Below are 26843 nucleotides of genomic sequence, written 5' to 3' on the forward strand. Positions count from 1 at the left end.
CTGGGATGATGGGTGCATGCGCGGCGAGTCCACCACCATCCCAGCAGCTACCTCTGCCGTTTCCGGCGAGGGGCCACGGCACGATTCGACCACCACCCGCGAGCAGTTCCGGGCGCTGGCGGCCGAGCATCGTGTGGTCCCCGTCATCCGAAAGGTGCTGGCGGACGCCGAGACCCCGCTGTCCGCCTACACCAAGCTGGCGGGCAGCCGTCCCGGCACGTTCCTGCTGGAATCGGCGGAGAACGGGCGGTCCTGGTCGCGGTGGTCGTTCATCGGGGCGGGCAGCGCCGCCGCCCTCACCGTCCGCGACGGCGAGGCTGCGTGGTTCGGCAACGCCCCGGCGGGTGCGCCGTCGGGAGGCGATCCTCTGGTCGCGCTCGGTCGCACCCTCGAACTGCTGCGCAGCGAGCGCCTGCCGGACCTGCCGCCGCTGACCGGCGGCATGGTCGGATTTCTCGGCTACGACGCCGTCCGCCGGCTCGAGCGGCTTCCCAGTCACGCCGTGGACGACCTGCAGATCCCCGAGATGGTGATGCTGCTCGCCACGGACCTCGCGGCGGTCGACCACCACGAGGGCGCGATCACTCTCATCGCCAACGCGGTCAACTGGGACGGTTCCGACGAGCGGGTCGACGAGGCGTACGACGACGCACTCGCGCGGTTGGACCGGATGACCGATGCACTGGCGGCGCCCGCCCCGTCTACCGTGTCGACCTTTGCGCGTCCGGAGCCCGTGTACCGCCGGCAGCGGACCACCGAGAGCTTCGGTGCGGACGTGCGCCGGCTGATCGGCGAGATCGAGGCCGGGGAAGCATTCCAGGTGGTGCTCTCACAGCGCTTCGAGATGGATTGCACGGCAGAGCCGGTCGATGTCTACCGCATGCTGCGCGCGTCCAACCCGAGCCCTTACATGTACCTGCTGCAGGTCCCGGGCCCGGAGGGGGACACGGCGTTCTCGATCGTCGGCTCCAGCCCGGAGGCGCTCGTCACGGTCAAGGAGGGCGTCGCCACGACGCACCCGATCGCGGGCACCCGGTGGCGTGGCGCGACCGAGGAGGACGACATCCTGCTCGAGAAGGATCTCCTCGCCGACAAGAAGGAGAACTCGGAGCACCTGATGCTCGTGGACCTCGGGCGCAACGATCTGGGACGGGTGTGCGAACCGGGAACGGTCAAGGTGCACGACTACCGGCACATCGAGCGGTACAGCCACGTGATGCACCTGGTGTCGACGGTGACGGGACGACTGGCCGAGGGCAAGCACGCGCTCGACGCCGTCACCGCGTGCTTCCCGGCCGGGACGCTGTCCGGTGCACCGAAGGTCCGCGCGATGGAACTGATCGATGAACTCGAACCGACACGACGCGGCATCTACGGCGGCATCGTCGGCTACCTCGACTTCGCGGGCGACGCGGACACCGCGATCGCGATCCGCACGGCGTTGATCAAGGACGGGACCGCGTACGTGCAGGCGGGCGCCGGCGTGGTCGCCGACTCGGACCCGGTCTACGAGGACACGGAGGCGCGGAACAAGGCGATGTCGGCGCTCAGCGCCGTCGCCGCCGCGCAGACTCTGCGGCCGTACGGGGCCGCTTCGGAGGTGAACAGCGTTGAGTGAGAACAAGACCGCGGATACCGCTTCGCGCGGCAAGCGTGCGACCGGCGTAGCGGCGCTGCTGCTGGCCGTCGCGTCGCTGTGCCTGTGGGCGTCGTCCCGGATGACGTGGGTGACCGTGACGTCCGCGGACGGCCTCGGTGAGGAACGCATCACCGAACTCGACGGCGGCACGTGGGCTGCTGCCACGACACCCCTGGCTCTCGCACTGCTCGCCGCGATCGCAGCCGCCTTCGCGGTGCGCGGCTGGCTGTTGCGAGTGGTCGGACTGCTGGTCGCCGTCGTCGCGGTGGTGGCTGCGATCCCGGCGATCGGGTTGCTGGCGAACGGAGCTTCCGACGAGAAGGCCTCCGACATCGCAGGTTTCGAACGTGTCGCGACGCAGGTCACCGCGACCGAGGTGGCGACGGCGCCGGCACTGCTCGTGTTGCTCGGCTCCGTGGTTGCTCTGGCCGCCGCGTTCGTGCTTATCCGGAAACCGACTGCGACGGGAGGACTCTCGTCGAAGTACGACAGCCCGGCCGCGCGCCGGGAGGCCACCGCCAAGCGAGGCTCTTCCGACGCGGAGAACGAGCCGCCGACCCAGCGCATGCTCTGGGACGCACTCGACGCCGGCGAGGATCCCACCGTCGACCAGGGGGAGCGCCACTCCGCTGCAGGTGAGTCAAGCCCTCCGGCACGGGATGTGACCAAGGACACCGGGCCGTCGGGTACCCGCCCGGAGTCCGAATAACTGCGACCTCTAGGCTGAGTCAAGAGCCGATGAGTTTCCTCACATCGGTTGACATGCCGGAAAGGACTCGGGCCACGATGACCGTTCTCGACTCGATTCTCGACGGAGTGCGCGCCGACGTCGCCGCCCGTGAAGCCGTTCTCGACCTCGCTGCCGTGAAGGCCGCTGCTGCCGCCGCCCCGCCGGCGCTCGATGCGGCCGCGGCACTGCGTGCTCCCGGCATCGGCGTCATCGCCGAGGTCAAGCGAGCGAGCCCGTCGAAGGGCGCGCTCGCCGACATCCCGGATCCCGCGGTGTTGGCAGCGGCGTACGAGGCCGGCGGCGCACGGATGATCAGCGTGCTCACCGAGGAGCGGCGCTTCCACGGTTCGCTCGCCGATCTCGACGCGGTCCGTCGGGCCGTGAGCATTCCGATCCTGCGCAAGGACTTCATCGTCGGGCCGTACCAGATCCACGAGGCGCGCGCGCACGGCGCGGACGTCATCCTGCTGATCGTGGCCGCGCTCGAGCAGCACGTGCTCGCCTCGCTGCTGGACCGCACCGAGTCGCTCGGTATGACCGCGCTCGTCGAGGTCCACACCGAGGAAGAGGCCGACCGCGCCCTCGAGGCCGGCGCCAGTGTCATCGGCATCAACGCGCGCAATCTCAAGACCCTCGAGGTCGACATGGACACGTTCGGGCGCATCGCTCCCGGTCTGCCCACCGACCTCGTCAAGATCGCGGAGTCCGGTGTCCGCGGCACCGCGGACCTGTTGGCCTACGCCGGCGCGGGCGCCGACGCGGTCCTGGTCGGCGAGGGCTTGGTCACCAGCGGTGATCCCCGTGCGGCGGTGTCGGATCTCGTGACGGCGGGTGCGCATCCGTCGTGCCCCAAGCCGTCGCGCTGACGCCACGCTGCCCTGCGGACCCGACCGCTCGTTCTCGATGACGTTGGGGCAGACTGGAGGGGTGAGTTCACGCAATGAGGCCCTCGTGTCCAAGGGTGGCAATCTGCCTCCCGCCAGCGCCGGTCTGACGGAGCGGTCCGGCCATGAGCCGGATCCCGGTGGCCACTGGGGGGCCTACGGCGGCAGGCACGTGCCCGAGGCGCTGATGGCGGTGATCGAGGAGGTCACCGCCGAGTACGAGAAGGCTCGCGCGGACGACTCGTTCCTCGACGAACTGGACCGGCTGCAGCGCGACTACACCGGTCGCCCGTCGCCGATCTTCGAGGCCACCCGATTGCGCGAGCACGCCGGTGGTGCGCGCATCCTGCTCAAGCGGGAAGACCTGAACCACACCGGATCTCACAAGATCAACAACGTGCTGGGGCAGGTCCTGCTCGCCAAGCGGATGGGCAAGACGCGCATCATCGCGGAGACCGGCGCGGGCCAGCACGGCGTCGCGACGGCAACCGCGTGTGCGCTGCTCGGGCTCGAGTGCGTCGTCTACATGGGCGCGGTCGACACCGCCCGGCAGGCGCTCAACGTCGCCCGCATGCGTCTGCTCGGCGCCGAGGTCGTTTCGGTCGAAACGGGTTCGGCCACTTTGAAGGACGCGATCAACGAAGCACTGCGCGACTGGGTCACCAACGCGGACCGCACCTACTACTGCTTCGGTACCGCCGCCGGGCCGCACCCGTTCCCGATGATCGTGCGTGACTTCCAGCGCGTCGTCGGACTCGAGGCGCGTGCGCAGGTGCAGGCGTCGACCGGGCGCCTGCCCGACGCGGTCGTCGCATGTGTCGGCGGTGGGTCGAACGCCATCGGCATCTTCCACGCATTCATCGAGGACCCCTCGGTCAAGCTGGTCGGCTACGAGGCCGCCGGTGACGGCGTCGAGACCGGTCGGCATGCAGCGACGTTCGCCGGTGGCACCCCGGGCGCATTCCAGGGTGCGTACTCGTACCTGCTGCAGGACGAGGACGGCCAGACCATCGAGTCCCACTCGATCTCCGCGGGCCTCGACTACCCGGGTGTCGGTCCCGAGCACGCGTACCTCAAGGACACCGGCCGCGCGTCGTACGAGCCGATCACCGACACGGAGGCGATGGACGCACTGCTGCTGCTGTCGCGCGCCGAGGGCATCATCCCGGCGATCGAGTCGGCACACGCCGTCGCCGGAGCGCTCAAGCTCGGCCGTGAGCTGGGGGAGGGCGCGATCATCGTCGTCAGCCTCTCCGGCCGTGGCGACAAGGACATGGACACCGCAGCGAAGTGGTTCGGGTTGTTCGACGACTCCGCTGCTGCTGATTCGACCGAGGAAGGTACGGCCAAGTGAGCCAACGAGATTCGCGCCTGGCGCCGACGTTCGCCAAGTGCCGCGACGAGAACCGCGCCGCGCTCGTCGGGTACCTGCCCGCCGGCTACCCGGATGTCCCCACGTCGATCGACGTCTTCAAGACGATGGTCGATGCGGGCTGCGACATCATCGAGGTCGGCATCGCGTACTCCGATCCGGTGATGGACGGTCCTACCATCCAGACGGCAGCCGAGACGGCGCTGCGTAACGGCGTCCGGGTCCGTGACGTGTTCACCGTCGTCGAGCAGATCGCGTCGGTCGGGGGCAAGGCCGTCGTCATGACGTACTGGAACCCGGTGCTGCAGTACGGTGTCGATCGCTTCTCCCGCGACCTCGCGTCCGCCGGCGGGCTGGGTCTGATCACGCCGAACCTCATCCCGGAGGAGGCCGGCGAATGGATGGTGGCGTCCGAGGAGCATCACCTCGACCGCATCTTCCTGGTCGCGCCCTCGTCGACCGAGGAGCGCCTCGCCATGACGTTGGAGGCCAGCAGCGGGTTCATCTACGCGGCGTCGACGATGGGTGTGACCGGCGCCCGTGACTCGGTGTCGTCGATGGCGCCCGAACTGACCGCCCGGATCCGCGCGCATTCGGACATCCCCGTCGGTGTCGGACTGGGTGTCCGTTCCGGAGCACAGGCGGCGGAGATCGCGTCCTACGCGGACGCCGTCATCGTCGGATCGGCGATCGTCTCGGCGGCAGGACAGGGTCTGGACGCGGTGCGCGCGCTCACGGCCGAACTCGCGGAGGGTGTGCGCTCGGCTAACGTGGCGTCGTGACTCCGATGGTGACTTCGACCGAATTGCTCGCCTATCTGCCGAGCCCACCGCAGGGTGTGTGGCACGTGGGGCCGCTGGCTCTGCGCGCCTACGCGCTGTGCATCATCGTCGGCATCGTCGTCGCCATCGTGTGGGGCGACCGCCGCTGGGTCGCCCGGGGCGGCGAGAAGGGCACCGTTCTCGACATCGCGGTGTGGGCGGTGCCGTTCGGTCTGATCGGCGGCCGGCTCTACCACGTGCTGACCGACTGGCCGACGTACTTCGGCGAGGGCGGCAGCCCGGTCGACGCGCTGAAGATCTGGCAGGGCGGCCTCGGTATCTGGGGCGCGGTTGCGCTGGGTGCGGTCGGTGCCTGGATCGGCTGCCGTCGGCGGGGCATCCCGTTGCCGGCCTTCGGTGACGCGCTCGCGCCGGCCATCATCCTGGCGCAGGCGATCGGGCGCCTCGGCAATTGGTTCAACCAGGAGCTGTACGGTCGCGAGACCACGGTCCCGTGGGGTCTGGAAATCTACGAGCGCACCGATGCGGCGGGTCGCGTCGACACCCTGAACGGGGTGTCGAACGGTGTCGTCCAGCAGGTGGTGCACCCGACGTTCCTGTACGAGCTGGTGTGGAACCTGCTCATCGTGGTGCTGCTGGTCCTCGTCGACCGGCAGTTCAAGATCGGCCACGGCCGCCTGTTCGCGCTCTATGTGGCCGGGTACTGCGCCGGCCGTTTCTGGATCGAACTGATGCGGTCCGACCATGCCAGCGAGATCCTGGGCATCCGCGTCAACTCGTTCACATCGGCGCTGGTGTTCCTGGCCGCCGTCGCGTACTTCGTCCTCGCGAAGAAGGGCCGCGAGGATCCGGCGGAGCTGCAGTCGCATGCGAAGGGCACCGCCCCCGCGCACATCGGCGACGCGCCGGCTACAACAGAACGGGCCGACGTCGAGCCGTCCGAGGCGAAGGGAGAGCAGAAATGAGTGACCTCCGAAAGCCCGGTGACGATGAGCCCGGCCGCGATCCCGAGGGCCCCGAGAACGGCACAGAGAACTCTTCCGCACCCGTGCCGCCGGAGTTCGGTTCACCGTTCGACTACGACGCCACCGCGGACGCGTCGATGACCGAGTCGACGTCCGGAACGTCGTCGGTGCCGCCGTCCGGTGGCAACACCGCGGGACCGGGCTGGGACACCTACTCCGGCGTCGGGAACGGCCCCGGTTGGGGTTCGGGTCCGAGCTACCCGCCGCCGTCGAGTGATCCGTTGCCGCCGACGTCCGGTCCGGTGTACGGATCTCCGCAGCCCGAGTACGGTCAGCCGACCCCGCCACCGCCGAGTTATCCGCCGGCACCGGGCTACCCGCCGGCACCCGGTTACCCGCCGGGAACCGGATACCCGGGCGGGTACGGCGGTTCCTTCGGCGACCCGAGCGCACCCTACGGACGCGATCCGGTCACCGGTGAACCGTATTCGGACAAGTCGCGCGCCACCGCGGGCTTGCTGCAGATCCTGCTCGGCTTCATCTCGCTACCCGGAATCGGCCGACTGTACATCGGCAGCATCGGTATCGGGCTGGCCCAGTTGCTGGTCTTCTGGGTGGGACTGATCACGACCATCTTCGGAATCGGATTCGTCATCTTCCCGGTGATCTGGATCTGGGCATTCGTCGACGGCATCCTGATGCTGTCCGGTGCCGTGCGGGACCAGCAGGGTCGACCACTGAAGACCTGATTCACCGCCCGGAAACTCTCATCCGATCGCACCGCCCGCGCCGTTTCCGGCGCGGGCGGTGCGCATTTTTCGGCATCGCTTCGGGTGGCCTTTGCGCGGTAAACTGGCCCGGCCGGGTGTGGAACCTCGGCAACCTTCACGGGTCGACAGCAGTGCCGGTAGACCCCGATCGATGCAGTCAGCACCCGTAGTCGGCGACCCCCACGGAGTCGCCGGAGAAGTGCGTGACGCGCGATGGCCGCAGCGAAGCTCGCGGAGCTTCCGGTGGGCCGGTGTGGAGGTGTACCGGTGCTGTTCTCTCGGCAACCAGATGCCCGCGGCCTCTATGTCCCTGATCGTGAATCGGACTCGTGTGGTGTCGCGATGGTCGCCGATATCCACGGTCGCCGGTCCCACAGGATCGTTGCCGACGCGCTGCTCGCCCTCGAGAACCTCGAGCACCGCGGTGCCGCGGGCGCTGAGGTCAACAGTGGCGACGGCGCGGGCATTCTCATTCAGCTCCCGGTCGAATTCTTCCGTGGAATCGTCCCGTTCGATCTCCCTGACTCCGGTCCCGACGGGGCGCACACCTTCGCGGCGGGCATCTGCTTCCTGCCGACCGACCCGGATCGGCGGACTGCCGCGCAGGAACGTGTGGCACGCATCGCCGAGCAGGAAGGCGTCGAGATCCTCGGTTGGCACGAGGTCGGCGTCGACCCGCTCGGAGCCGATATCGGCAGCACGGCGCGCTCCTGCATGCCGCACATGACGTACCTGTTCGTCTCGGCCCGGTCGGAGGACGGCACACGACTGGGCGGGCTGGACCTCGACCGCCGCGTCTACGGCCTGCGCAAGCGTGCCGAACAAGTGCCCGACGATGTGGAGCGGGCGGGCATTGCGGTGTACTTCCCGTCGCTGTCGAGCAGGACGATGACTTTCAAGGGGATGCTGACCACGGCGCAGCTCGGGCTGTACTTCCCCGAACTGCGGGACCCGCGGACGGCGAGTGCGATCGCGGTGGTGCACAGCCGCTTCTCCACCAATACGTTCCCGTCCTGGCCGCTGGCACATCCGTTCCGCTTCATCGCGCACAACGGCGAGATCAACACGGTGCGCGGGAACCGGAACCGGATGCGTTCGCGCGAGGCGATGCTGGCCAGCGCGCTCATCCCGGGCGACTTGCAACGCCTCTATCCGATCTGCACGAAGGATGCTTCGGACTCGGCGTCCTTCGACGAGGTGCTCGAGCTGCTGCACCTCGGCGGGCGGTCCCTGCCGCACGCGGTGCTGATGATGATCCCCGAGGCGTGGGAGAACCACGCCGACATGCCGGCGGAACTGCGGGCCTTCTACCAGTTCCACGCATCGCTGATGGAACCGTGGGACGGTCCGGCCTGCGTCACCTTCACCGACGGCACCGTCGTGGGGGCCGTCCTCGACCGCAACGGACTGCGTCCGGGCAGGTGGTGGCGCATCGGAGACGGGCGGGTCGTGCTCGCGAGTGAAAGCGGTGTGCTCCCGATCCCGCAGTCGGAGGTGATCGAGAAGGGACGTCTCGAACCGGGCGAGATGTTCCTGGTCGACACCGAGGCCGGTCGGGTGGTTCCCGATCGTGAGGTGAAGACGCAACTCGCGGCGCAGCAGCCCTACGCCGAGTGGTTGCATGCCGGCCTGCTCGATCTGCGGACCCTGCCGCTCAGAGGACGAGCCCCTCACGACCACGAAGCGGTGGTCCGCCGGCAGCTGGCCTTCGGCTACACCGAGGAAGAACAGCGCGTGCTGTTGTCGCCGATGGCGACGGCGGGAGGCGAACCGATCGGGTCGATGGGCACCGACACCCCGATCGCGGTCCTCTCGCAGCGGCCCCGGCTGCTGTACGACTACTTCGTCGAGCTGTTCGCGCAGGTGACCAATCCGCCCTTGGATGCGATCCGGGAAGAGATCGTGACGTCGCTGCGCCGGGTGATGGGGCCCGAACAGAACCTGCTCGAGCCCACCGCGGCGTCGTGCCGCCAGATCGTGCTGTCGTGGCCGGTTCTCGACAACGACGAACTCGCCAGGATCATCGACATCAACGCGGACGGCGACTGCCCGGGGTTCGCGACGACGGTGCTGCGGGCCCTGTACCGGGCGGACGCCGGCGGCGAAGGAATGGCGGACGCGATCGAGGATCTGCGTGCCGCGGCGAGCGATGCGATCGCGAACGGCTACCGGACACTGGTGATCTCGGATCGCGACTCCGATCATCTGCGGGCGCCGATACCGTCGCTGCTCGCGGTATCGGCAGTGCACCATCACCTCGTCCGGACCAAGGAGCGGACGAAGGTGGCGCTCGTCGTGGAGACCGGGGACGCGCGCGAGGTGCACCACATCGCGCTGCTGATCGGATGCGGCGCCGCGGCGGTCAACCCGTACCTGGCGATGGAGTCGATCGAGGACCTGGTCGTGGAGGGGGAACTGACTGGCCTCGAAGCGTCGGTCGCGGTGCGGAACTACCTCGTCGCGCTCGGTAAGGGTGTGCTCAAGGTGATGTCCAAGATGGGCATCTCTACCGTCGGATCCTATACCGCCGCACAGGTTTTCGAGGCGATCGGACTGTCCCGGGAGGTCGTCGACGAGTACTTCACCGGGACGGTGAGCCGCCTCGGTGGCGTCGGGTTGGACGTGCTGGCCCGCGAGGTGGAACTGCGACATCGCGCGGCATATCCGGAAAACCCGTCGTCCCAGGTGCATCGCCGCCTCGACGTCGGTGGCATCTACCAGTACCGCCGTGACGGTGAACTCCATCTGTTCACCCCCGAGACCGTGTTCCTGCTGCAGCACGCGACCCGGACCGGGCGGGTGGACGTCTTCGACAAGTACAGCGCCGAGGTCGACCGGCTGTCCGCGGAGGGCGGGACGCTGCGCGGACTGTTCGAGTTCCGTCGTGGGCTGCGGCCACCGGTGCCGATCGAGGAGGTCGAGCCGGCGGAGTCGATCTTCACCCGGTTCAACACGGGCGCCATGAGCTACGGCTCGATCTCGGCGGAGGCACACGAGACGATGGCGGTCGCGATGAACCGGCTCGGTGGTCGCTCCAATTCGGGCGAGGGCGGCGAGGACGTCGACCGGCTGTACGACCCGATGCGGCGCAGCGCCGTCAAACAGGTCGCGAGCGGGCGGTTCGGCGTCACCAGCGACTACCTCGTCAACGCCACCGACATCCAGATCAAGATGGCGCAGGGCGCCAAGCCCGGTGAGGGCGGCCAACTCCCGGCGTTCAAGGTCTATCCGTGGATCGCGCGTACCCGGCACTCGACCCCGGGGGTGGGACTCATCTCGCCGCCGCCGCACCACGACATCTACTCGATCGAAGACCTCGCCCAGCTGATCCACGACCTCAAGAACGCGAACGAGGACGCCCGCGTGCACGTCAAGCTCGTCAGCTCGGTGGGCGTCGGGACGGTTGCGGCCGGGGTGAGCAAGGCACACGCCGACGTGGTCCTCATCTCCGGACACGACGGCGGCACCGGCGCGTCGCCGCTCACCTCACTCGAACACGCGGGGCTGCCGTGGGAGGTGGGGCTCGCCGACGCGCAGCAGACGCTCGTGCTCAACGGGCTGCGCGATCGGATCACGGTGCAGTGCGACGGCGGCATGCGGACGGCACGGGACGTCATGGTGGCGATGCTGCTCGGGGCCGAGGAGTTCGGATTCTCCACCGCCCCGTTGATCGCGGCCGGCTGCATCATGATGCGTGTGTGCCACCTCGACACGTGCCCGGTGGGTGTCGCGACGCAGAACCCGGAGCTGCGCAAGCGGTTCACCGGCAAGCCGGAGTTCGTCGAGGAGTTCTTCCGGTTCGTCGCGGCCGAGGTGCGCGAGCGCCTCGCGGAACTCGGCTTCCGCAGTGTCGACGAGGCGGTCGGTCATCCCGAGGTCCTCGAGACCGCGGTCGGGGTGGCGCACTGGAAGAGTCGCGGTCTCGATCTCACGCCGATCTTCGCGACCGAGGAGGCGCTGCCCGGTGCGGGGATTCCGCAGCGGCGGCGGGTGCGGGCCCAGGAACACGGTCTCGATCTGGCGCTGGACCGGACGCTGATCCAGTTGGCGGAGGGTGCGCTCGAGGACGCGCTGCCGGTTCGGCTCGAGTTGCCGGTGCGCAACGTCAACCGCACCGTCGGGACGCTGCTCGGGTCCGAGGTCACCCGCCGCTACGGGGCGGCCGGACTGCCCGACGACACGATCCGGGTCCAGCTCGAGGGATCGGCGGGGCAGTCGCTCGGTGCCTTCCTGCCGCCCGGTGTCACGATCGACCTGGTCGGCGACGCGAACGACTACGTCGGCAAGGGACTCTCGGGCGGGCGCATCGTGGTGCGGCCCGCCGACGACGTCCTGTTTCTGCCGGAGACGCAGGTGATCGCCGGGAACACCCTGCTGTACGGCGCGACGTCGGGTGAGGCGTATCTACGCGGGCGGGTCGGCGAACGGTTCTGTGTGCGCAACTCGGGGGCGGTGGCCGTCACCGAGGGCGTCGGCGACCACGCGTGCGAGTACATGACCGGCGGACGCGTCGTAGTCCTCGGTCCGATCGGCCGGAACCTGGCGGCGGGCATGTCGGGCGGCATCGCGTTCCTCCTCGACGCCGACCACTCGAAGATCAACACCGCGATGGTGCGGTTGCAGGTGCCGGACGGTGACGACCTGCAGTGGCTGCGGGTCGTGGTCGAGCAGCACCTGCGGTGGACGGGTTCCGCGGTGGCCGCGTCGGTGCTCGCCGACTGGCCCCGCCGTTCGGCGCTCTTCACGAAGGTCATGCCCACCGACTACCAGCGCGTCCTCGAAGCGACGCGAATGGCACGGGCCGAGGGGCTCGACGTCGACACCGCGATCATGGAGGCGGCGCGTGGCTGATCCCCAAGGTTTCCTGCACGTCGCCAAGCAGGAAGCAACCAAACGTCCGGTCGAGGAACGCATCCACGACTGGCGGGAGGTGTACGCGCATCAATCCGCAGCCGAGCGGGCCCGGGAGGTGTCCGAACAGGCGCGCCGGTGCATGGACTGCGGGATCCCGTTCTGCCATTCGACCAGTGCCGGGTGTCCGCTCGGGAACCTGATCCCCGAATGGAACGACCTGGTGCGGCGCGGACGTTGGGAGGCCGCGGCCGAACGCCTGCACGCCACCAACAACTTTCCCGAGTTCACCGGCCGCGTGTGCCCGGCGCCCTGCGAGGCCGCCTGTGTCCTCTCGCTCGCCGACACCCACACCACGGGAAGTGTGACGATCAAGCGGATCGAACAGGCGATCGCCGACACCGCGTGGGAGAAGGACTGCATTCCGCCCGTACGCGCCGCGCTGCGGACAGGCAAGAATGTCGCGGTCGTCGGATCGGGTCCGGCGGGACTGGCCGCGGCGCAACAGCTCACACGGGCCGGACACGAGGTCACGGTGTACGAGCGCGACGATCGGCTCGGCGGACTGCTGCGCTACGGCATTCCCGAGTTCAAGCTCGAGAAGAGCGTCGTCGAGCGTCGGCTTTCGCAGATGCGGGTGGAGGGAACGCATTTCGTCACCGAGGTGGAGGTGGGCGTGGACCTGGCGGTGGCGGATCTACGCGACCGGTTCGACGCGGTGGTGCTCGCGACCGGGGCGCTCCTCGCCCGCGACAACCCCGACGTCCAGGGCCGCGACCTCGACGGGGTGCACCTCGCGATGGAGCACCTGGTGGCGTCGAATCACGAGTGCGAAGGCGACGGGGCGACGCCGATCACGGCGAAGGGTAAGCACGTGGTGATCATCGGCGGCGGCGACACCGGCGCCGACTGCCTGGGAACGGCACACCGGCAGGGCGCGTTGTCGGTGACACAGCTGGACTACCACCCGGCGCTGCCGGAGGAGCGGGACGAGGCGTCGATGCCGTGGCCGGCGTGGCCGATGGTGTTGCGCACCTCGCCGGCACATGCCGAGGGCGGGGTGCGCCGGTACGAGGTTGCGGTGCAACGATTTCTGGGGGACGCGAGCGGTCACGTCCGCTCGATGGTGCTGGCCGAGGTCCGCCTCGCCCGTGACGAACACGGGCGTCGCAGGATCACCCCGGTCGGTGAGGAGATCGAATTGCCTTGCGATCTGGCGTTGTTCGCGATCGGTTTCGAGGGCGTCGAGCACGGTCCGCTCCTCGACGACCTCGGGCTGGAGACGAACCGCCGCGGCTCGCTGTCCTGTGCGTCGGACTGGCAGACGGCCACTCCGGGCGTTTTCGTGTGCGGCGACGCACACCGCGGCGCATCCTTGGTGGTGTGGGCGATCGCGGAGGGGCGTTCGGCGGCGCAGGGGGTCGATGTCTATCTCACGGGTTCGTCCGAACTGCCCGCCCCGGTGCATCCGACGGCCCTGCCGCTGACCGTCCTCTGACGCTCACTTCGTCGTCACCGTGCGTTCGCCCGCCGAATAGAGTTCGTTCCCCGGATTGACTAGGCTTTCCCCGTGACCCGACGCACGAAGATTGTCTGCACTCTTGGCCCTGCTACTGCATCCGGCGACCGCGTCCGCGAGCTCGTCGAGAGCGGAATGGACGTAGCCAGACTCAACTTCAGTCACGGCGAACACGCTGATCACGAGGATAATTACCGGCGGGTGCGGGCCGCGTCCGAGGCGACGGGCCGAGCGGTGGGCATCCTCGCCGACCTGCAGGGCCCGAAGATCCGCCTGGGGCGCTTCGTCGAGGGCAAGACCCACTGGGCGACCGGCGAGCAGATCCGGATCACGGTCGAGGATTGTGCCGGAACTCACGATCGGGTGTCGACCACCTACAAGCAGCTCGCGCAGGACGCGCAGCCCGGCGACCGACTGCTGGTCGACGACGGCAAGGTCGGACTGGTCGTCGAGGCCGTCGAGGGTGACGACGTGGTGTGCCGCGTCACCGAGGGTGGCCCGGTCAGCAACAACAAGGGTGTCTCGCTGCCCGGCATGAACGTGTCGGTGCCGGCGATGTCGGAGAAGGACATCGAGGACCTCGAGTTCGCGCTGCGCCTGGGTGTCGACTTCATCGCCTTGTCGTTCGTGCGCTCGCCCGCGGACGTCGAACTCGTCCACGACGTGATGGACCGCGTCGGCCGCCGGGTGCCGGTGATCGCGAAGCTCGAGAAGCCGGAGGCCATCGAGAACCTCGAGGCCGTCGTGCTGGCCTTCGACGCGGTGATGGTCGCCCGTGGCGACCTGGGTGTCGAACTGCCGCTCGAGCAGGTGCCGCTGGTGCAGAAGCGGGCGATCCAGATCGCCCGGGAGAACGCCAAGCCGGTGATCGTCGCGACGCAGATGCTCGAGTCGATGATCGAGAACTCCCGGCCCACCCGCGCCGAGGCGTCCGATGTCGCGAACGCCGTCCTCGACGGCGCCGACGCCGTCATGCTCTCCGGCGAGACGTCGGTCGGCAAGTACGTGATGGAGACCGTCCAGACGATGGCGCGGATCCTCGAGGCCGTCGAGACCGATCCGGCGCGCGTCCCGCCGCTCACGCACGTCCCGCGCACCAAGCGTGGTGTCATCTCGTACGGCGCCCGCGACATCGGTGAGCGACTGGACGCCAAGGCGCTGGTGGCGTTCACGCAGTCCGGCGACACGGTTCGCCGTCTCGCGCGCCTGCACTCGCCGCTCCCGCTCCTGGCCTTCACACCCCTCGAGTCGGTGCGCTGCCAGTTGGCGCTGTCGTGGGGCACCGAGACCTTCATCGTGGACCCGGTCGCCTCGACCGACCAGATGTTCACTCAGGTCGACCACGCCCTGCTCTCGCTCGGCCGCTACAACAAGGGCGACCTCGTGGTCATCGTGGCCGGCTCCCCGCCGGGCACAGTAGGCTCGACCAACCTGATCCACGTGCACCGGATCGGTGAGGAAGACCACTAGCGAGGGGCAGAGCACGTGAACGAAGTGGGGGCGGCGTTACGGCCGACACGTTCGGCCGATCTGGAGACGCTGCTGGGCCTCCTCGATCTCGAACAGATCGGGGAGGACACCTACCTCGGACGGCACCCGGACCAGGTCGGTAGCCGCACGTTCGGCGGCCAGTTGGTCGCGCAGGCACTGGTGGCGGCGGGGCGGACCGTCGACGGCGATCGCCCCGTCCACGCGGTCAACGCCCACTTCATCCGGGGCGGCGACGTCAAGGCGCCGATCGAGTACCGCGTCGAGCGACACCGGGACGGACGGGCGTTCGCGAACCGTCAGGTCACCGCGTATCAGGACGGGAACGTGGTGTTCTCGATGTTCGCGGCCTTCCAGGACTGGGGTTCGGGGCTCGAGCACAGTGTCGCGATCCCTGACGTAGACGGCCCGGAGAACCTGCCGTCGCTCGGCGATCACCTGGTCGGCTACGAGGATCGACTGCGGTCCTTCGTCGATGCGCTCAAGCCGATCGAGATGCGCTACGCCAACGACCCTACGTGGGTACTCAAGGATTCCGGTGAGCGCCTCGGCCACAACCGGGTCTGGATGCGTGCGGACGGGCACCTGCCCGACGACCCGCGCGGACACGCCGCAGCGCTCGCGTACTCGTCGGACACCACCGTCCTGGACTCGATCCTCACCACGCACGGGCTGTCCTGGGGACTCGACCGGATCGTCGCCGCGACGGTCAACCACTCGATCTGGTTCCACCGCCCGTTCCGGTTCGACGAGTGGGCGCTGTACGCGACGGAATCGCCCGTCGCGGCCGGATCGCGTGGTCTCGCAACCGGTCGGTTCTTCACCCGTGAGGGAGAACTGATCGCAACGGTGGTGCAGGAAGGCGTCATTCGGCACTTTCCGGCCCGGCGCTGAGTTCGTTCGGTCATGATCGTCCGCGGCACTCGTCGCGGTGACTAAACTTCTGGTTCTCTGATCACGGCACGCCATCTGTGATGGGGGAGCCCCATGCGAGACGAACCGATCGACTGGAGCCACGAGGCCGTGGCCAGTCTGTTGTGGACATCCCGAGTCTTCCTGATCGCGCTGGTCTGTTTCTTCGCGATCGGCGCGCTGCTGGCTCGGCGGACCAATTGGGGCCGGCAGTTCTGGCGAATCACCGGACCCTATTTCTCCAGGCGCGACAGCTGGCGGCCCTGGTCGCTGATCCTGTCGCTGCTGTTCCTGACGATCCTCGGTGTACGGATCCTGGTCCTGCTGTCCTATCAGAGCAATGAGATGTACACCTCGCTGCAACTGGTGGCGCAGGCGCTCCAGTCCGGTGACGCTGCTGCGCTCGACGGCGCCAAGACGCTGTTCTGGCGCTCGATCGTGGTGTTCGCGGTGCTCGCGACGGTGCACGTGGTGCGGTCACTGCTCGCGCAGTACGTCGGTCAGGCTCTGGAGATCCTGTGGCGCACCTGGCTGACCGACCGGGTCACGACCGACTGGCTGGACGGCCGCGCGTACTACCGGGGGCGCTTCATCGACAACTCGATCGACAACCCGGACCAGCGGATCGAGTCCGACATCACCGAGGTCGCGACGACGTCGCAGACGCTGTCGATGGGGCTGGTCAGCTCGGTGGTCTCGGTGGTGTCGTTCACCGGGATCCTGTGGGACCTGTCGGGACCGATGGAGGTGTTCGGTGTCGAGATCCCCAGGGCGATGGTGGTCCTCGTCTACGTCTACATCCTCGCGGCCACCGCGATCGCCTTCTGGATCGGGCGCCCGCTGATCAACCTGAGCTTCCTGAAGGAACGACTGACCGCAAACTTCCGCTACGCCCTCGTGCGCCTGCGCGACAGTGCGGAGAATGTCGCCTTCTACCGTGGTGAGGACGTTGAGAAGCAGGGCCTGCTAGGACGATTCGCGGCCGTCATCGTCAACGCCTGGCAGATCGTCTTCCGGACGTTGAAGTTCAACGGCTTCAACCTGGGCGTCAGCCAGGTTGCGGTCGTCTTCCCGATCGTGATCCAGGCGCCGAGGTTCTTCGCCGGCACGATCACGCTCGGCGACATCACTCAGAGCGCGCAGGCGTTCGGCCAGGTGTCCGATGCGCTGTCGTTCTTCCGGCAGTCGTACGACCAGTTCGCGGTGTACCGCGCCAGCCTGATTCGTCTCGACGGACTGATGGACGCGGACGAACGTTCCCGGCGGTTGCCGTCGATCCGGACCGAGGGACGCGACCGAGTGGTGGATCTGGACAAGGTCTCCGTGCGGACCCCGGACGGCAGGCTGTTGATCGACGAACTCGATCTCAGCCTCAGTCCCGGGGAGGCCCTGCTGGTCAAGGGGTCGTCGGGGAGCGGCAAGACGACGCTGTTGCGCACCCTCGCGGAGATGTGGCCCTTTGCCGACGGCAGCGTGGCCCGGCCGGTGGGGCCGGACGCGCTCTTCCTGTCCCAGCTTCCGTATCTGCCGTTGGGTGATCTACGGAGCGCCGTCGCGTATCCGGGCCGTGCGGAGGACCTCACCGACGACCGGATAACCGAGGCCCTGCGCGACGTCCACCTGGGCAACCTCGCCGGACGGCTCGACGAGCGCGCCGACTGGGCCAAGATCCTGTCGCCGGGGGAGCAGCAACGCATTGCGTTCGCTCGTGTCCTGCTGACCAGGCCGCAGGTCGTGTTCCTGGACGAGGCCACCTCGGCGGTCGACGAGGGGCTCGAATACTCTCTGTACCAACTGATTCGGGAACGCGTCCCCGAGTGCATCCTGTTCAGCGTCAGTCACCGCAGCACGGTCGACCAGCATCACACGCGTCAGCTCGAGTTGCTCGGCGACGGTCCGTGGCGGCTCTCGGCGGTCACCGTCGGTTGATCCATGGCGGCTGAAGGGGCCCTTCGTGCGCCGGGAGCGTACGAAGGGCCCTTCGCTCAGGGACGAATCACAGGTACTGACCGCAGGACGGCCACGCACCCGGGCCCGACGTGGCCAGAACGCTCTCGGCGACCCGGATCTGCTCCTCGCGCGAGTTGTGGTGTGGCAGACCGGACCCGCCGTTGGCGCTCCAGGTGCCGGCGCTGAACTGCAGGCCGCCGTAGTAGCCGTTCCCGGTGTTCGCGGACCAGTTGCCGCCACTTTCGCACTGTGCCACCGCATCCCAGTCTCCGGACGCGGCGTGCGCGGTCCCGGTGCTGACGACGAGTGGCGCGGCGACGGCTGCCGTGGAGGCGGCGAGGCCGCCGAGCAAGCGTGTGATGGATTTCGGCATCGATGGTGTCCTCTCCGTACTGAAGGTGAGGGTCTCGATTGGCGCCGCACGAGGGCGCCGATGGTGCGTTCCCTCACGTCTGCCCTGGGAGGTCTACGTGTCCGATCCGGCGGGCAGAGCGACGATGAAAGCGGATCGGCGGCGGGCTCTTTCGGTTCGAGCCGTGATCGACGCTAGGGCAGGCCACCTGTCACGTCACGGGTCTGTTTTCTGGTACACCTGTGCGTGTTCGGGGTGTGACTTTCGCGGTCGGCCCAGGTGAGCGCAGGAACTGCGTGCGATGGACGCGCTGGATCAGGGTTCAGAAAGTGATCAGGGTCACTGTTGTTTGGTGAGCTGGGTCACAATATGGAGTCTCGCGAAGCGCCCGTGTGATCCGAAAGTGCGCGTGGATCACGAAGGGCGCACGCGTCGCGACCGGAGCGAAAATGCTGGTCGCGCCGTGGATTCGAGACCGTCGGTGCGATCGGTTCGGGAAGCACGAAGAGCTCCCGTCCGCGGGGACGGGAGCTCTTCGTGACGCGGGAATCCGCGGGGTCAGACGGAGACGATCACCGACGAGCCGTGGCCGAACAGGCCCTGGTTGGCGGTGATGCCGACGCGGGCGCCCTCGACCTGACGGCCCTCGGCCTGTCCACGCAGCTGCCAGGTGAGCTCGCAGACCTGCGCGAGTGCCTGTGCGGGAACGGCCTCGCCGAAGCAGGCCAGACCGCCGGACGGGTTGACCGGGATGCGGCCGCCGATCGTGGTGTCACCGGCGCGCAGCAGGTGCTCGGCCTCGCCGCGCTTGCACAGGCCGAGGTCCTCGATCCAGTCGAGCTCGACCGACGTGGCGAGGTCGTAGACCTCGGCGACGTCGACGTCCTCGGGCGAGATGCCGGCCTCTTCGTAGGCCGCGTCGCCGATCGACTCCTTGAACGTGCGCTCCGGGGCGGGGACCGCGGACGCCGACTCCGTGGAGAAGTTCGGCATGTCCATGATGGTCTGCGGGAACGTCGGCGTGACCGTCGAAATCGCCCTGATCCGAACGGGATCCACGATGCCCTTCTTGCGGGCGTACTCCATCGACGTCAGGATGATCGCCGCACCGCCGTCGGACGTGGCGCAGATGTCGAGCAGGTGCAGCGGATCCGCCACCATCGGCGAGGCGAGCACGTCTGCCGCCGCAACTTCCTTGCGGTAGCGGGCGTACGGGTTGTTCAGGCCGTGCTTGGCGTTCTTCACCTTGACCGCGGCGAAGTCCTCGGGGGTCGCACCATAGAGATCGATGCGGCGACGCGCGTTCAGCGCGAAGTACGCGGGGTTCGTCATGCCCATCAGGCGGAAACGCAGCCAGTCCGGATCGTCCCAGCGCTCACCGGCGACGGGCGCCAGGAAGCCCTTCGGCGTGGTGTCGGCGCCGACGACCAGTGCGACGTCGGACAGGCCGGCGAGGATGCGGGCGCGGGCGGTGTCGAGGGCCTGCGCACCCGTCGCGCACGCCGCGTACGACGTTGCGACGCGGGCGCCGTTCCAGCCGAGAGCCTGAGCGAACGTGGCGCCGGCGACGTAGCCGCCGTAACCGTTGCGGATCGTCTCGCCGCCGACGACGAGGTCGACATCCGTCCAGTCGATTCCGGAATCGGCGAGGGCGGCGCGGGCCGCGGCCACGCCGTACTTGACGAACGAGTGGCCCCACTTGCCCCACGCGTGCATGCCGACACCGAGGACGGCGACATCATTGTTGGTGCTCATGCCTGCGCCCCGTTCTCTGCTGCCGCGATCGGCTTCCAACGCCAGATGCTGCGGTCGCCCGTCTCGTCCGTGTACAGGGTCTCGACGACCAGCTCGACCGGATTGCCGACCTTGAGGTCAGCCACGCCGAAACCGTCGGCGACCTGGCCGAGGACGACCAGGCCCTCGGGCAGCTCGACCGCGGCGAGCGCGAACGGCACGTACGGATCCGTCGTCGCGATGTACGGGGCCGGAGGCTTGTACTGCGCGTCGGTGTACGACCACACCTTGCCGAAGCGGGAGAGTTCGACGTCGTCGTACTCCTCGCCGGAGCAGGCCGGGTTCTTGCAGAAGGTGGTCTCCCGCGGGAACGAAATCGTGCCGCAGGACCGGCACTTGGTGCCGATCAGGGCCGGCTCCGGCCCGGTGGTGAACCAGCCTTCGACGGCCGGTGTGGCGGTGTCGCTCATGCAAACCTCATCTGCTTGTCGAGCCTGATCGGCCGGTCGAGTCGGTGACCGGCAAGAGAACGGGTTGCAGTATGGCATGAGTTAACTGATTCCCGATGTGCGATCCCATCCACCGGACGACACTGCGGGCCTCCGCCCGGCGGCGCGGTGCAAAACATGTCGAACGTCCGGCCAGCGGGACTCGGCATCGCCTGCATCGGCCGCCGGCGAAAAAGACCAAACGGCCGAAACGGACGACACGCGCCTACCTGCGGGAAGCGGGGAATCTGCGGGTTCTGGATCTGTCGCGAAACACGCGTCAATTCCTGACGGCGAAGTCCGTCACTGTCGGGCGACCGACCGTTATCGTGATGGCGACTCGTCGGAGGTGCGCTGTGCCCAGAGTGACTGTCAGGCCCGAGGATCGGGTGATCAGTCTGCGTGACGGTCGGTCGATGGGATTCGCCGACTATGGTCCCGCAGACGGCTTCGTCGTGGTCAACGCCCACGGCGGATTGTCCTGCCGACTCGATATCCGGGCAGCCGCCCCGGTGGCCGAGGCGGCCGGGATTCGGCTCATCTCGCCGGATCGCCCCGGGATCGGGCTGTCGGACCCCAGTCCGGGCCGGACGGTCCTCGACTGGGCTTCCGACGTCGAACAACTGGCCGACCATCTCGGCGTCGAGCGAATGGGTGTTCTCGGATGGTCGATGGGCGGGCAGTACGCGGCCGCGCTCGGCTACGCGTTGTCGTCCAGGATCAGCCGCGTCGCGATCGTCGCAGGCGCGCTGCCGTTGACCGAGGCCGGCACCTTCGCGCGGCTGTCGCGAATAGAGCGCTTGTTCACCCGGATGTCGTTGGGCTGCCCCTCTCTCGCCGGGGCGTCCTTTCGGGGTTTGTCGGTGCTGGCCCGGGCGATGCCGAGGCAGTTCGCGCGGATCTCGTCGCGCACCCTCGCTCCCGCCGACGCGGAGGTGGTCGACAACGAACTCAAGGTGTTCGCGGCCATGACCGACGAGGGGCTGAGGAATCCGGCGGGCGTCGTCGAGGACTACCGGGCATGGATGCGGCCGTGGGGCTTCGACCCGGAGGACCTCGAGGTGCCGGTGGATGTGTGGTGGGGCGACGCGGACCGGCTGATTCCGCGCGAATGGCCCGCCGAGCTCGCAACCCGAATCCCGAAGTCCACGTTGAACATCGGGACGGGTGGCCACTTCATGGCGCACCTGCACTATCGGGCCATCCTCGACTCGCTCGCGGATGTCTCGTGAAGCCGAGGAAGATCCTCTACGTCGATCTCGACAACACGCTCGTCGACTTCCAGAGCTGCATCGGTTCCGCTGCCTACAAGCGGCTGATCCTGTCCCATCACAAGCACCTCAACCGGGGGGATTTCCTGGTCGACGATCGGCACCAGAACGGTGCCGGTGAGTTCGACGGCGATTGGATCCCGTTCCGATACAAGGGTGAACGGAACGTGCAGCGACCGTACTGCGACAGCTGGGACGAGGTCACGGCCTACCTTCTGGCTCCCGCCCAACTGGGAGGCCGGCACTGACTCCGAATCAGTGGCCGCGTGATCGTCTCGCCCACTTGTCGACTGGATAGTCGCCTGTTCTAACCCGCTTCTGCGCGGCTTGCGATGTCCTGCAGGTCCTGCGTCATCACCTTCGTTGTGATCCGTTTGCCGAGTCCGCCGAAGAGCAGTGCCGTCAACCGCGTGAGCGGGGACGCATTCTCCACGCGGGCGGTGAAGGTCATCGTGAGGTCGGTCCTGCCGTCGCGTTCGTCGAGTTCGAAGACGGTGCGGTACGCGGTTCCGGCCGACCGCGCCTCCACGACCGTGCGGCGCTCGGACTCGACCTCGGACACCCACATCTCCTCGGTGGCTTCCTTGCCCATCATGCGGCGGGTCTCCCGCCAGCGCGTCCCCACCTCGTAACCGGTGCCGGCGAGGCGTTCGACGCGGGTCACCCCGGTCAGCGTGTCGCCGGCGTGGTCGATGTCCGTGAGGACGCGCCACACCGCCTGCGGTGTTGCGTTGATCACTCGGTTCAGTCGGATCTCGCTCGTCGCCACGTCACGCCTCTCAGGAAAGTGGTGGTCGCGGCCAGCTTACGAAGAATCTTTGCGGCTGCACGGACGCTGCGCCGACAAATTTCACCATCGGTTTCACACTTGTGCGTAGTGGGCGCACTCGCCGAGTTGTGGCACTCTGGTGTTGCTCCTTTTGGTAGGGGAGACCGAGAAGGCCCCGGGATCGCGAGATCTCGGGGCCTTACTCGTATGAATTGTCGGTCCGAATCGGACGGCGCCTAGAGGCGCTACCGCTGGCGGGTGTTCCGATTGAATTTCGGTGAAGTGACGTGGTGCCCTCGGTGAGACTCGAACTCACACTGCACGGGTTTTGAATCCGTTTCCTCTGCCAATTGGGATACGAGGGCGTCTTGCGGGTTCCTACTCTAGAAGATCACGGGGCACAGTCAAACCACCGGTACCCTCGAAGCGTTCGCGCCCCGATCGGCGGGCGCCGACTCCGAGGAGACAGGTGACTATGAACGCTCCCGCCACGCAGGGCACGGAACGACGGCCGCGGCGTGTAGTGGTGGCGGAGGACGAGGTCCTGATCAGGCTCGACCTGGTCGAGATGCTCCGTGAGGAGGGCTACGACGTCGTCGGCGAGGCCGGTGACGGTCAGCGCGCCGTCGAGTTGGCGGAGGAGCTTCGTCCGGACCTGGTGATCATGGACGTCAAGATGCCGCGCCGCGACGGCATCGACGCCGCCTCGGAGATTGCCGCCAAGCGCATCGCTCCGGTGGTGATCCTGACCGCGTTCAGCCAGCGCGAGCTGGTGGAGCGGGCGCGCGACGCCGGCGCGATGGCGTATCTCGTCAAGCCGTTCTCGAAGTCGGACCTGGTCCCGGCCGTCGAATTGGCGGCCAGCCGATTCGTCGAGATCTCGTTGCTCGAACGGGAGGTCGCGAATCTGTCGGATCGGCTCGAGACGCGCAAGGTGATCGAGCGCGCCAAGGGCGTATTGATGCAGTCGCAGAACCTGTCCGAGCCCGAGGCGTTCAAGTGGATCCAGCGGGCCGCGATGGATCGTCGGACGACGATGAAGGCGGTTGCCGAGGTGGTCCTCGACACGCTCGGTGGAGGTAGCTCACCCGCCTGACCGGGTGATCGCGGGTTCCGGCCGACGACTCGCGGGGACGAGGGGTCGGTGTGTCGGCCCTTCTCCCTAGACTGGTCAACCGTGAGCCCCGCAACCACGTCGTCGTCCACGACTTCCGCCACCGCCGACGCCTCCGGTTCCGACCGGCCGACGCTGCTGCTCCTCGACGGACACTCGCTGGCCTACCGCGCATTCTTCGCGCTGCCCGCCGAGAACTTCAAGACGCAGAGTGGTCAGGCGACCAACGCGGTGTACGGCTTCACGTCGATGCTCATCAATCTGCTGCGGGACGAGCAGCCGACGCATGTCGCGGCCGCGTTCGACGTCTCCCGGCAGACGTTCCGGGCCGAGGCGTTCCCCGAGTACAAGGCCAACCGCAGCAAGACCCCGGACGAGTTCAAGGGTCAGGTCGAGATCACCAAGGACGTGCTCGCGGCCATGGGGATCCCGGTGATGGCGCTCGAACGTTACGAGGCCGACGACATCATCGCGACGCTCACCACGCAGGCCACGGCTCTCGGCTACCGCGTGCTGGTCGTGACCGGTGACCGCGACTCGCTGCAGTTGGTCACCGACGACGTCACGGTGCTCTACCCGCGCAAGGGCGTGTCCGACCTGACGCGGTTCACCCCCGAAGCTGTCGAGGAGAAATACGGGCTCACCCCGCAGCAGTATCCCGACTACGCGGCGCTGCGCGGCGACCCGAGCGACAACCTGCCCGGCATCCCCGGTGTCGGAGAGAAGACTGCCGCCAAGTGGATTCGCGAGTACGGATCGTTCGAGAATCTGGTGAACGAGGTCGACAAGGTGAAGGGCAAGGTGGGCGAGTCGCTGCGGGCGAACCTGCCCGCGGTGGTCCTCAACCGCCAGCTCACCGAGATGGTGCGCGATGTCCCGCTGCCGTACACGCCGGATCAGCTGGCGCTCGCGCCGTGGGACCGCGAACGTATCCACGCGCTGTTCGACGACCTCGAGTTCAAGGTGCTGCGCGATCGTCTGTTCGCGACGCTCAGCTCGGCGGAGCCGGAGGCCGAGGAGGGCTTCGAGGTCAGCGGGCGGGCTCTCGCGCCGGGCGAGGTGGCGGCGTGGATCGTCGAGCACGCGTCGACGGGGGAGCGGCACGGACTCTCCGTCGTCGGAACGGGTACTCCCTACGGCGGCGACGTGACCGCTGTCGCCATCGCTGCCTCCGACGGTGAGGGGGCCTACATCTCCACCACCACGGCGACGCCGGAGGACGAGGCGGCACTCGCAGCCTGGCTCGCCGACGCCGGTCAACCCAAGGCGCTGCACGAGGCCAAGCGGGCGATGCACGCGCTGCGCGGACGTGGCTGGACCCTGGCCGGCCTGACCAGCGACACCGCGCTGGCCGCCTACCTGGTGCGTCCGGGGCAGCGCAGCTTCAACCTCGACGACCTGTCGCTGCGCTACCTCAAGCGTGAGCTGCGCGTGGAAGAGTCGGGGCAGCAGCAGCTTTCGCTGCTGGACGACGAAGAGGCGGCCGACGCCGAAGCGGCCGAGGGCGAGATCCTGCGCTCGCGAGCCGTCGTCGACCTCGCGGCTGCACTGGACACCGAGCTTGCCGACATCGAGGCGGCCGGGCTGCTCGCGGACATGGAACTGCCGCTACTCGGGGTGCTCGCCGACCTGGAGTCGACGGGCATCGCGGTCGACACCACGCACCTGCACGACCTGCAGTCGGCGTTCGCCGCCCGCGTCGCCGAGGCGGCCGAGGCGGCCTACGCGGTGATCGGCAAGCAGATCAACCTGGGTTCGCCGAAGCAGCTGCAGGTTGTGCTGTTCGACGAGCTCGACATGCCGAAGACCAAGAAGACGAAGACCGGCTACACCACCGACGCCGACGCGCTGCAGTCGCTGTTCGAGAAGACGCAGCACCCGTTCCTCGAGCACCTGCTCGAGCACCGCGACGCGACGCGTCTGAAAGTCACCGTCGACGGCCTGCTCAAGACGGTCGCCGAGGACGGCCGGATCCACACCACGTTCAACCAGACCGTGGCCGCGACCGGGCGCCTGTCGTCGACCGAGCCGAATCTGCAGAACATCCCGGTCCGCACCGATGCGGGCCGGCAGATCCGCGACGGGTTCGTTGTCGGCGAGGGCTACGAGACGCTCCTGACCGCCGACTACAGCCAGATCGAGATGCGGATCATGGCGCACCTGTCGGGCGACGAGGGACTGATCGAGGCGTTCAACACCGGCGAGGACCTGCACAGCTTCGTCGGCTCGCGCGCGTTCGGCGTGCCGATGGACGAGGTCACCCCGGAACTGCGGCGCCGGGTCAAGGCGATGTCGTACGGACTCGCCTACGGGCTCAGCGCATTCGGTCTGGCCGCGCAGCTGAAGATCTCCACCGACGAGGCCCGTCAGCAGATGGACGCGTACTTCGCGCGCTTCGGCGGCGTCCGGGACTACCTGCACGAGGTCGTCGAGCAGGCGCGCAAGGTCGGTTACACCGAAACCCTGTTCGGACGCCGCCGCTACCTGCCGGACCTCAACAGCGACAACCGGCAGCGCCGCGAGGTGGCCGAGCGGGCCGCCCTCAACGCACCCATCCAGGGCACGGCCGCTGACATCATCAAGGTCGCGATGATCGACGTGCAGCGTTCGCTGCAGGACTCCGGGCTGGCCTCGCGGATGCTGCTCCAGGTCCACGACGAACTCGTCCTCGAGGTCGCGGCGGGCGAACGCGAGCGGGTCGAGGCACTGGTGCGGGAGAAGATGGCGTCGGCAATCGAACTGTCGGTGCCGCTCGAGGTGTCAGTAGGTACCGGACGCAGCTGGGACGCGGCGGCGCACTGACGGAAAAGGGACGCCGGGCGCACCGAATCGGTGCGCCCGGCGTCCCTCGGGGTCCGTGGCGTGCGGGGTCAGTTGCCCGACTGCGCCGCGATCTCCGCGCGGACGGCATCCATGTCGAGAGCCTTGACCTGGGTGATCAGGTCCTCGAGAGCTGCCGGCGGCAGCGCGCCCGCCTGATTGAACACGAGAACGCCCTGGCGGAACGCCATGATCGTGGGGATCGAGCGGATGCCGGCGCCCGCGGCGAACTCCTGCTCCGCCTCGGTGTCCATCTTGCCGTGCACGACGTCGGGGTGCTTCTCCGCCGACGCTTCGAACGTCGGGGCGAAGTTGCGGCACGGGCCGCACCACGACGCCCAGAAGTCGATGAGGACGATGTCGTTGTCCTCGACGGTCTGCTTGAAGTTCTGCTGGGTGAGGGTCTGGGTAGCCACGAAGGGTCCTTTCCGGG

The 26843-nt window shown here is 68.1% G+C and carries 21 protein-coding genes and 1 tRNA gene; 16 read left to right on the forward strand and 6 right to left on the reverse strand.

Features of this window, described 5'->3' with window-relative positions; genetic code table 11:
- Positions 1–16 precede the first annotated feature (16 nt).
- From LCL87_RS14510 to LCL87_RS14565, 12 genes are all read left to right on the forward strand, one after another.
- Entirely contained in the window at positions 17–1618 is a 1602-nt protein-coding gene (locus LCL87_RS14510; RefSeq protein ID WP_225020744.1) for an anthranilate synthase component I, read from the forward strand.
- Positions 1611–2348: a TIGR02234 family membrane protein gene (locus LCL87_RS14515; protein ID WP_225020746.1), complete on the forward strand. Its 738-nt coding sequence runs from the start codon at positions 1611–1613 to the stop codon at positions 2346–2348. The genes LCL87_RS14510 and LCL87_RS14515 overlap by 8 nt, the downstream gene beginning before the upstream one ends.
- A gap of 77 nt (positions 2349–2425) precedes the next feature.
- Entirely contained in the window at positions 2426–3235 is an 810-nt protein-coding gene (gene trpC, locus LCL87_RS14520) for an indole-3-glycerol phosphate synthase TrpC (RefSeq protein WP_225020748.1), read from the forward strand.
- A gap of 61 nt (positions 3236–3296) precedes the next feature.
- Entirely contained in the window at positions 3297–4607 is a 1311-nt protein-coding gene (trpB, locus tag LCL87_RS14525) for a tryptophan synthase subunit beta (RefSeq protein ID WP_225020750.1), read from the forward strand.
- Positions 4604–5407 carry a tryptophan synthase subunit alpha gene (gene trpA, locus LCL87_RS14530; protein ID WP_225020752.1) on the forward strand — a complete coding sequence of 268 codons (804 nt, stop codon included), beginning with the start codon at positions 4604–4606 and terminating at the stop codon, positions 5405–5407. Before trpB ends, trpA begins: the two co-directional genes overlap by 4 nt.
- Positions 5408–5412: 5 nt before the next feature.
- A complete protein-coding gene (lgt, locus tag LCL87_RS14535; RefSeq protein ID WP_225020877.1) occupies positions 5413–6372 on the forward strand; it encodes a prolipoprotein diacylglyceryl transferase in 960 nt (319 codons plus the stop codon).
- The gene (locus LCL87_RS14540; RefSeq protein ID WP_225020754.1) at positions 6369–7121 is read left to right on the forward strand and encodes a TM2 domain-containing protein; all 753 of its coding nucleotides are present in this window, start codon (positions 6369–6371) and stop codon (positions 7119–7121) included. Before lgt ends, LCL87_RS14540 begins: the two co-directional genes overlap by 4 nt.
- Before the next feature lie 288 nt (positions 7122–7409).
- On the forward strand, positions 7410–11993 hold the full coding sequence (gene gltB / locus LCL87_RS14545) for a glutamate synthase large subunit (protein ID WP_225020756.1): 4584 nt from the start codon (positions 7410–7412) through the stop codon (positions 11991–11993).
- The gene (locus LCL87_RS14550; protein ID WP_225020758.1) at positions 11986–13491 is read left to right on the forward strand and encodes a glutamate synthase subunit beta; all 1506 of its coding nucleotides are present in this window, start codon (positions 11986–11988) and stop codon (positions 13489–13491) included. Before gltB ends, LCL87_RS14550 begins: the two co-directional genes overlap by 8 nt.
- A gap of 72 nt (positions 13492–13563) precedes the next feature.
- Positions 13564–14982, forward strand: coding sequence for a pyruvate kinase (pyk, locus tag LCL87_RS14555; RefSeq protein ID WP_225020760.1), 1419 nt, complete (start codon positions 13564–13566; stop codon positions 14980–14982).
- A 15-nt stretch (positions 14983–14997) separates the two neighbouring features.
- Positions 14998–15894, forward strand: coding sequence for an acyl-CoA thioesterase (locus LCL87_RS14560; RefSeq protein ID WP_225020762.1), 897 nt, complete (start codon positions 14998–15000; stop codon positions 15892–15894).
- A 93-nt stretch (positions 15895–15987) separates the two neighbouring features.
- Positions 15988–17841 (forward strand): ABC transporter ATP-binding protein/permease, encoded by a 1854-nt coding sequence (locus tag LCL87_RS14565; RefSeq protein ID WP_225020763.1) that lies wholly within the window; start codon positions 15988–15990, stop codon positions 17839–17841.
- Between the two features lie 67 nt (positions 17842–17908).
- On the opposite strand, the gene LCL87_RS14570 is transcribed toward LCL87_RS14565, so the two are convergent.
- From LCL87_RS14570 to LCL87_RS14580, 3 genes are all read right to left on the reverse strand, one after another.
- On the reverse strand, positions 17909–18235 hold the full coding sequence (locus LCL87_RS14570; RefSeq protein WP_225020765.1) for a transglycosylase family protein: 327 nt from the start codon (positions 18233–18235) through the stop codon (positions 17909–17911).
- Positions 18236–18772: 537 nt separating this feature from the next.
- Entirely contained in the window at positions 18773–19969 is a 1197-nt protein-coding gene (locus LCL87_RS14575) for a lipid-transfer protein (RefSeq protein WP_225020767.1), read from the reverse strand.
- The gene (locus LCL87_RS14580) at positions 19966–20418 is read right to left on the reverse strand and encodes an OB-fold domain-containing protein (protein ID WP_225020769.1); all 453 of its coding nucleotides are present in this window, start codon (positions 20416–20418) and stop codon (positions 19966–19968) included. The genes LCL87_RS14575 and LCL87_RS14580 overlap by 4 nt, the downstream gene beginning before the upstream one ends.
- 350 nt (positions 20419–20768) lie before the next feature.
- On the opposite strand from LCL87_RS14580, the gene LCL87_RS14585 reads away from it, so the two are divergent.
- Together LCL87_RS14585 and LCL87_RS14590 are read left to right on the forward strand one after the other, a co-directional pair.
- Positions 20769–21668: an alpha/beta fold hydrolase gene (locus tag LCL87_RS14585; RefSeq protein WP_225020771.1), complete on the forward strand. Its 900-nt coding sequence runs from the start codon at positions 20769–20771 to the stop codon at positions 21666–21668.
- Entirely contained in the window at positions 21665–21955 is a 291-nt protein-coding gene (locus LCL87_RS14590) for a 5' nucleotidase, NT5C type (RefSeq protein ID WP_225020773.1), read from the forward strand. The genes LCL87_RS14585 and LCL87_RS14590 overlap by 4 nt, the downstream gene beginning before the upstream one ends.
- Before the next feature lie 59 nt (positions 21956–22014).
- On the opposite strand, the gene LCL87_RS14595 is transcribed toward LCL87_RS14590, so the two are convergent.
- Both LCL87_RS14595 and LCL87_RS14600 read right to left on the reverse strand, forming a co-directional pair.
- A complete protein-coding gene (locus LCL87_RS14595; protein WP_225020775.1) occupies positions 22015–22476 on the reverse strand; it encodes an SRPBCC family protein in 462 nt (153 codons plus the stop codon).
- A gap of 288 nt (positions 22477–22764) precedes the next feature.
- Positions 22765–22841, reverse strand: a tRNA-Leu gene (locus LCL87_RS14600).
- Positions 22842–22951: 110 nt separating this feature from the next.
- Here LCL87_RS14600 and LCL87_RS14605 point away from each other — a divergent pair.
- Both LCL87_RS14605 and polA read left to right on the forward strand, forming a co-directional pair.
- On the forward strand, positions 22952–23572 hold the full coding sequence (locus tag LCL87_RS14605; protein ID WP_225020777.1) for an ANTAR domain-containing response regulator: 621 nt from the start codon (positions 22952–22954) through the stop codon (positions 23570–23572).
- Positions 23573–23653: 81 nt separating this feature from the next.
- Positions 23654–26392 (forward strand): DNA polymerase I, encoded by a 2739-nt coding sequence (polA, locus tag LCL87_RS14610; RefSeq protein WP_225020779.1) that lies wholly within the window; start codon positions 23654–23656, stop codon positions 26390–26392.
- 68 nt (positions 26393–26460) lie between these two features.
- On the opposite strand, the gene trxA is transcribed toward polA, so the two are convergent.
- On the reverse strand, positions 26461–26826 hold the full coding sequence (trxA, locus tag LCL87_RS14615) for a thioredoxin (RefSeq protein WP_225020781.1): 366 nt from the start codon (positions 26824–26826) through the stop codon (positions 26461–26463).
- Between the last annotated feature and the right edge of the window lie 17 nt (positions 26827–26843).

The sequence above is a fragment of the Prescottella equi genome (genome assembly GCF_020171745.1).
GTDB lineage: Bacteria > Actinomycetota > Actinomycetes > Mycobacteriales > Mycobacteriaceae > Prescottella > Prescottella equi_A.

Coding starts and splice junctions, on each gene's coding strand:
- LCL87_RS14510 (WP_225020744.1), top strand. CDS start 17: ATGCGCGGCGAGTCCACCACCATCCCAGCAGCTACCTCTGCCGTTTCC.
- trpC (WP_225020748.1), top strand. CDS start 2,426: ATGACCGTTCTCGACTCGATTCTCGACGGAGTGCGCGCCGACGTCGCC.
- lgt (WP_225020877.1), top strand. CDS start 5,413: ATGGTGACTTCGACCGAATTGCTCGCCTATCTGCCGAGCCCACCGCAG.
- LCL87_RS14540 (WP_225020754.1), top strand. CDS start 6,369: ATGAGTGACCTCCGAAAGCCCGGTGACGATGAGCCCGGCCGCGATCCC.
- LCL87_RS14565 (WP_225020763.1), top strand. CDS start 15,988: ATGCGAGACGAACCGATCGACTGGAGCCACGAGGCCGTGGCCAGTCTG.
- LCL87_RS14570 (WP_225020765.1), bottom strand. CDS start 18,235: ATGCCGAAATCCATCACACGCTTGCTCGGCGGCCTCGCCGCCTCCACG.
- LCL87_RS14575 (WP_225020767.1), bottom strand. CDS start 19,969: ATGAGCACCAACAATGATGTCGCCGTCCTCGGTGTCGGCATGCACGCG.
- LCL87_RS14580 (WP_225020769.1), bottom strand. CDS start 20,418: ATGAGCGACACCGCCACACCGGCCGTCGAAGGCTGGTTCACCACCGGG.
- LCL87_RS14585 (WP_225020771.1), top strand. CDS start 20,769: ATGGCGACTCGTCGGAGGTGCGCTGTGCCCAGAGTGACTGTCAGGCCC.
- LCL87_RS14605 (WP_225020777.1), top strand. CDS start 22,952: ATGAACGCTCCCGCCACGCAGGGCACGGAACGACGGCCGCGGCGTGTA.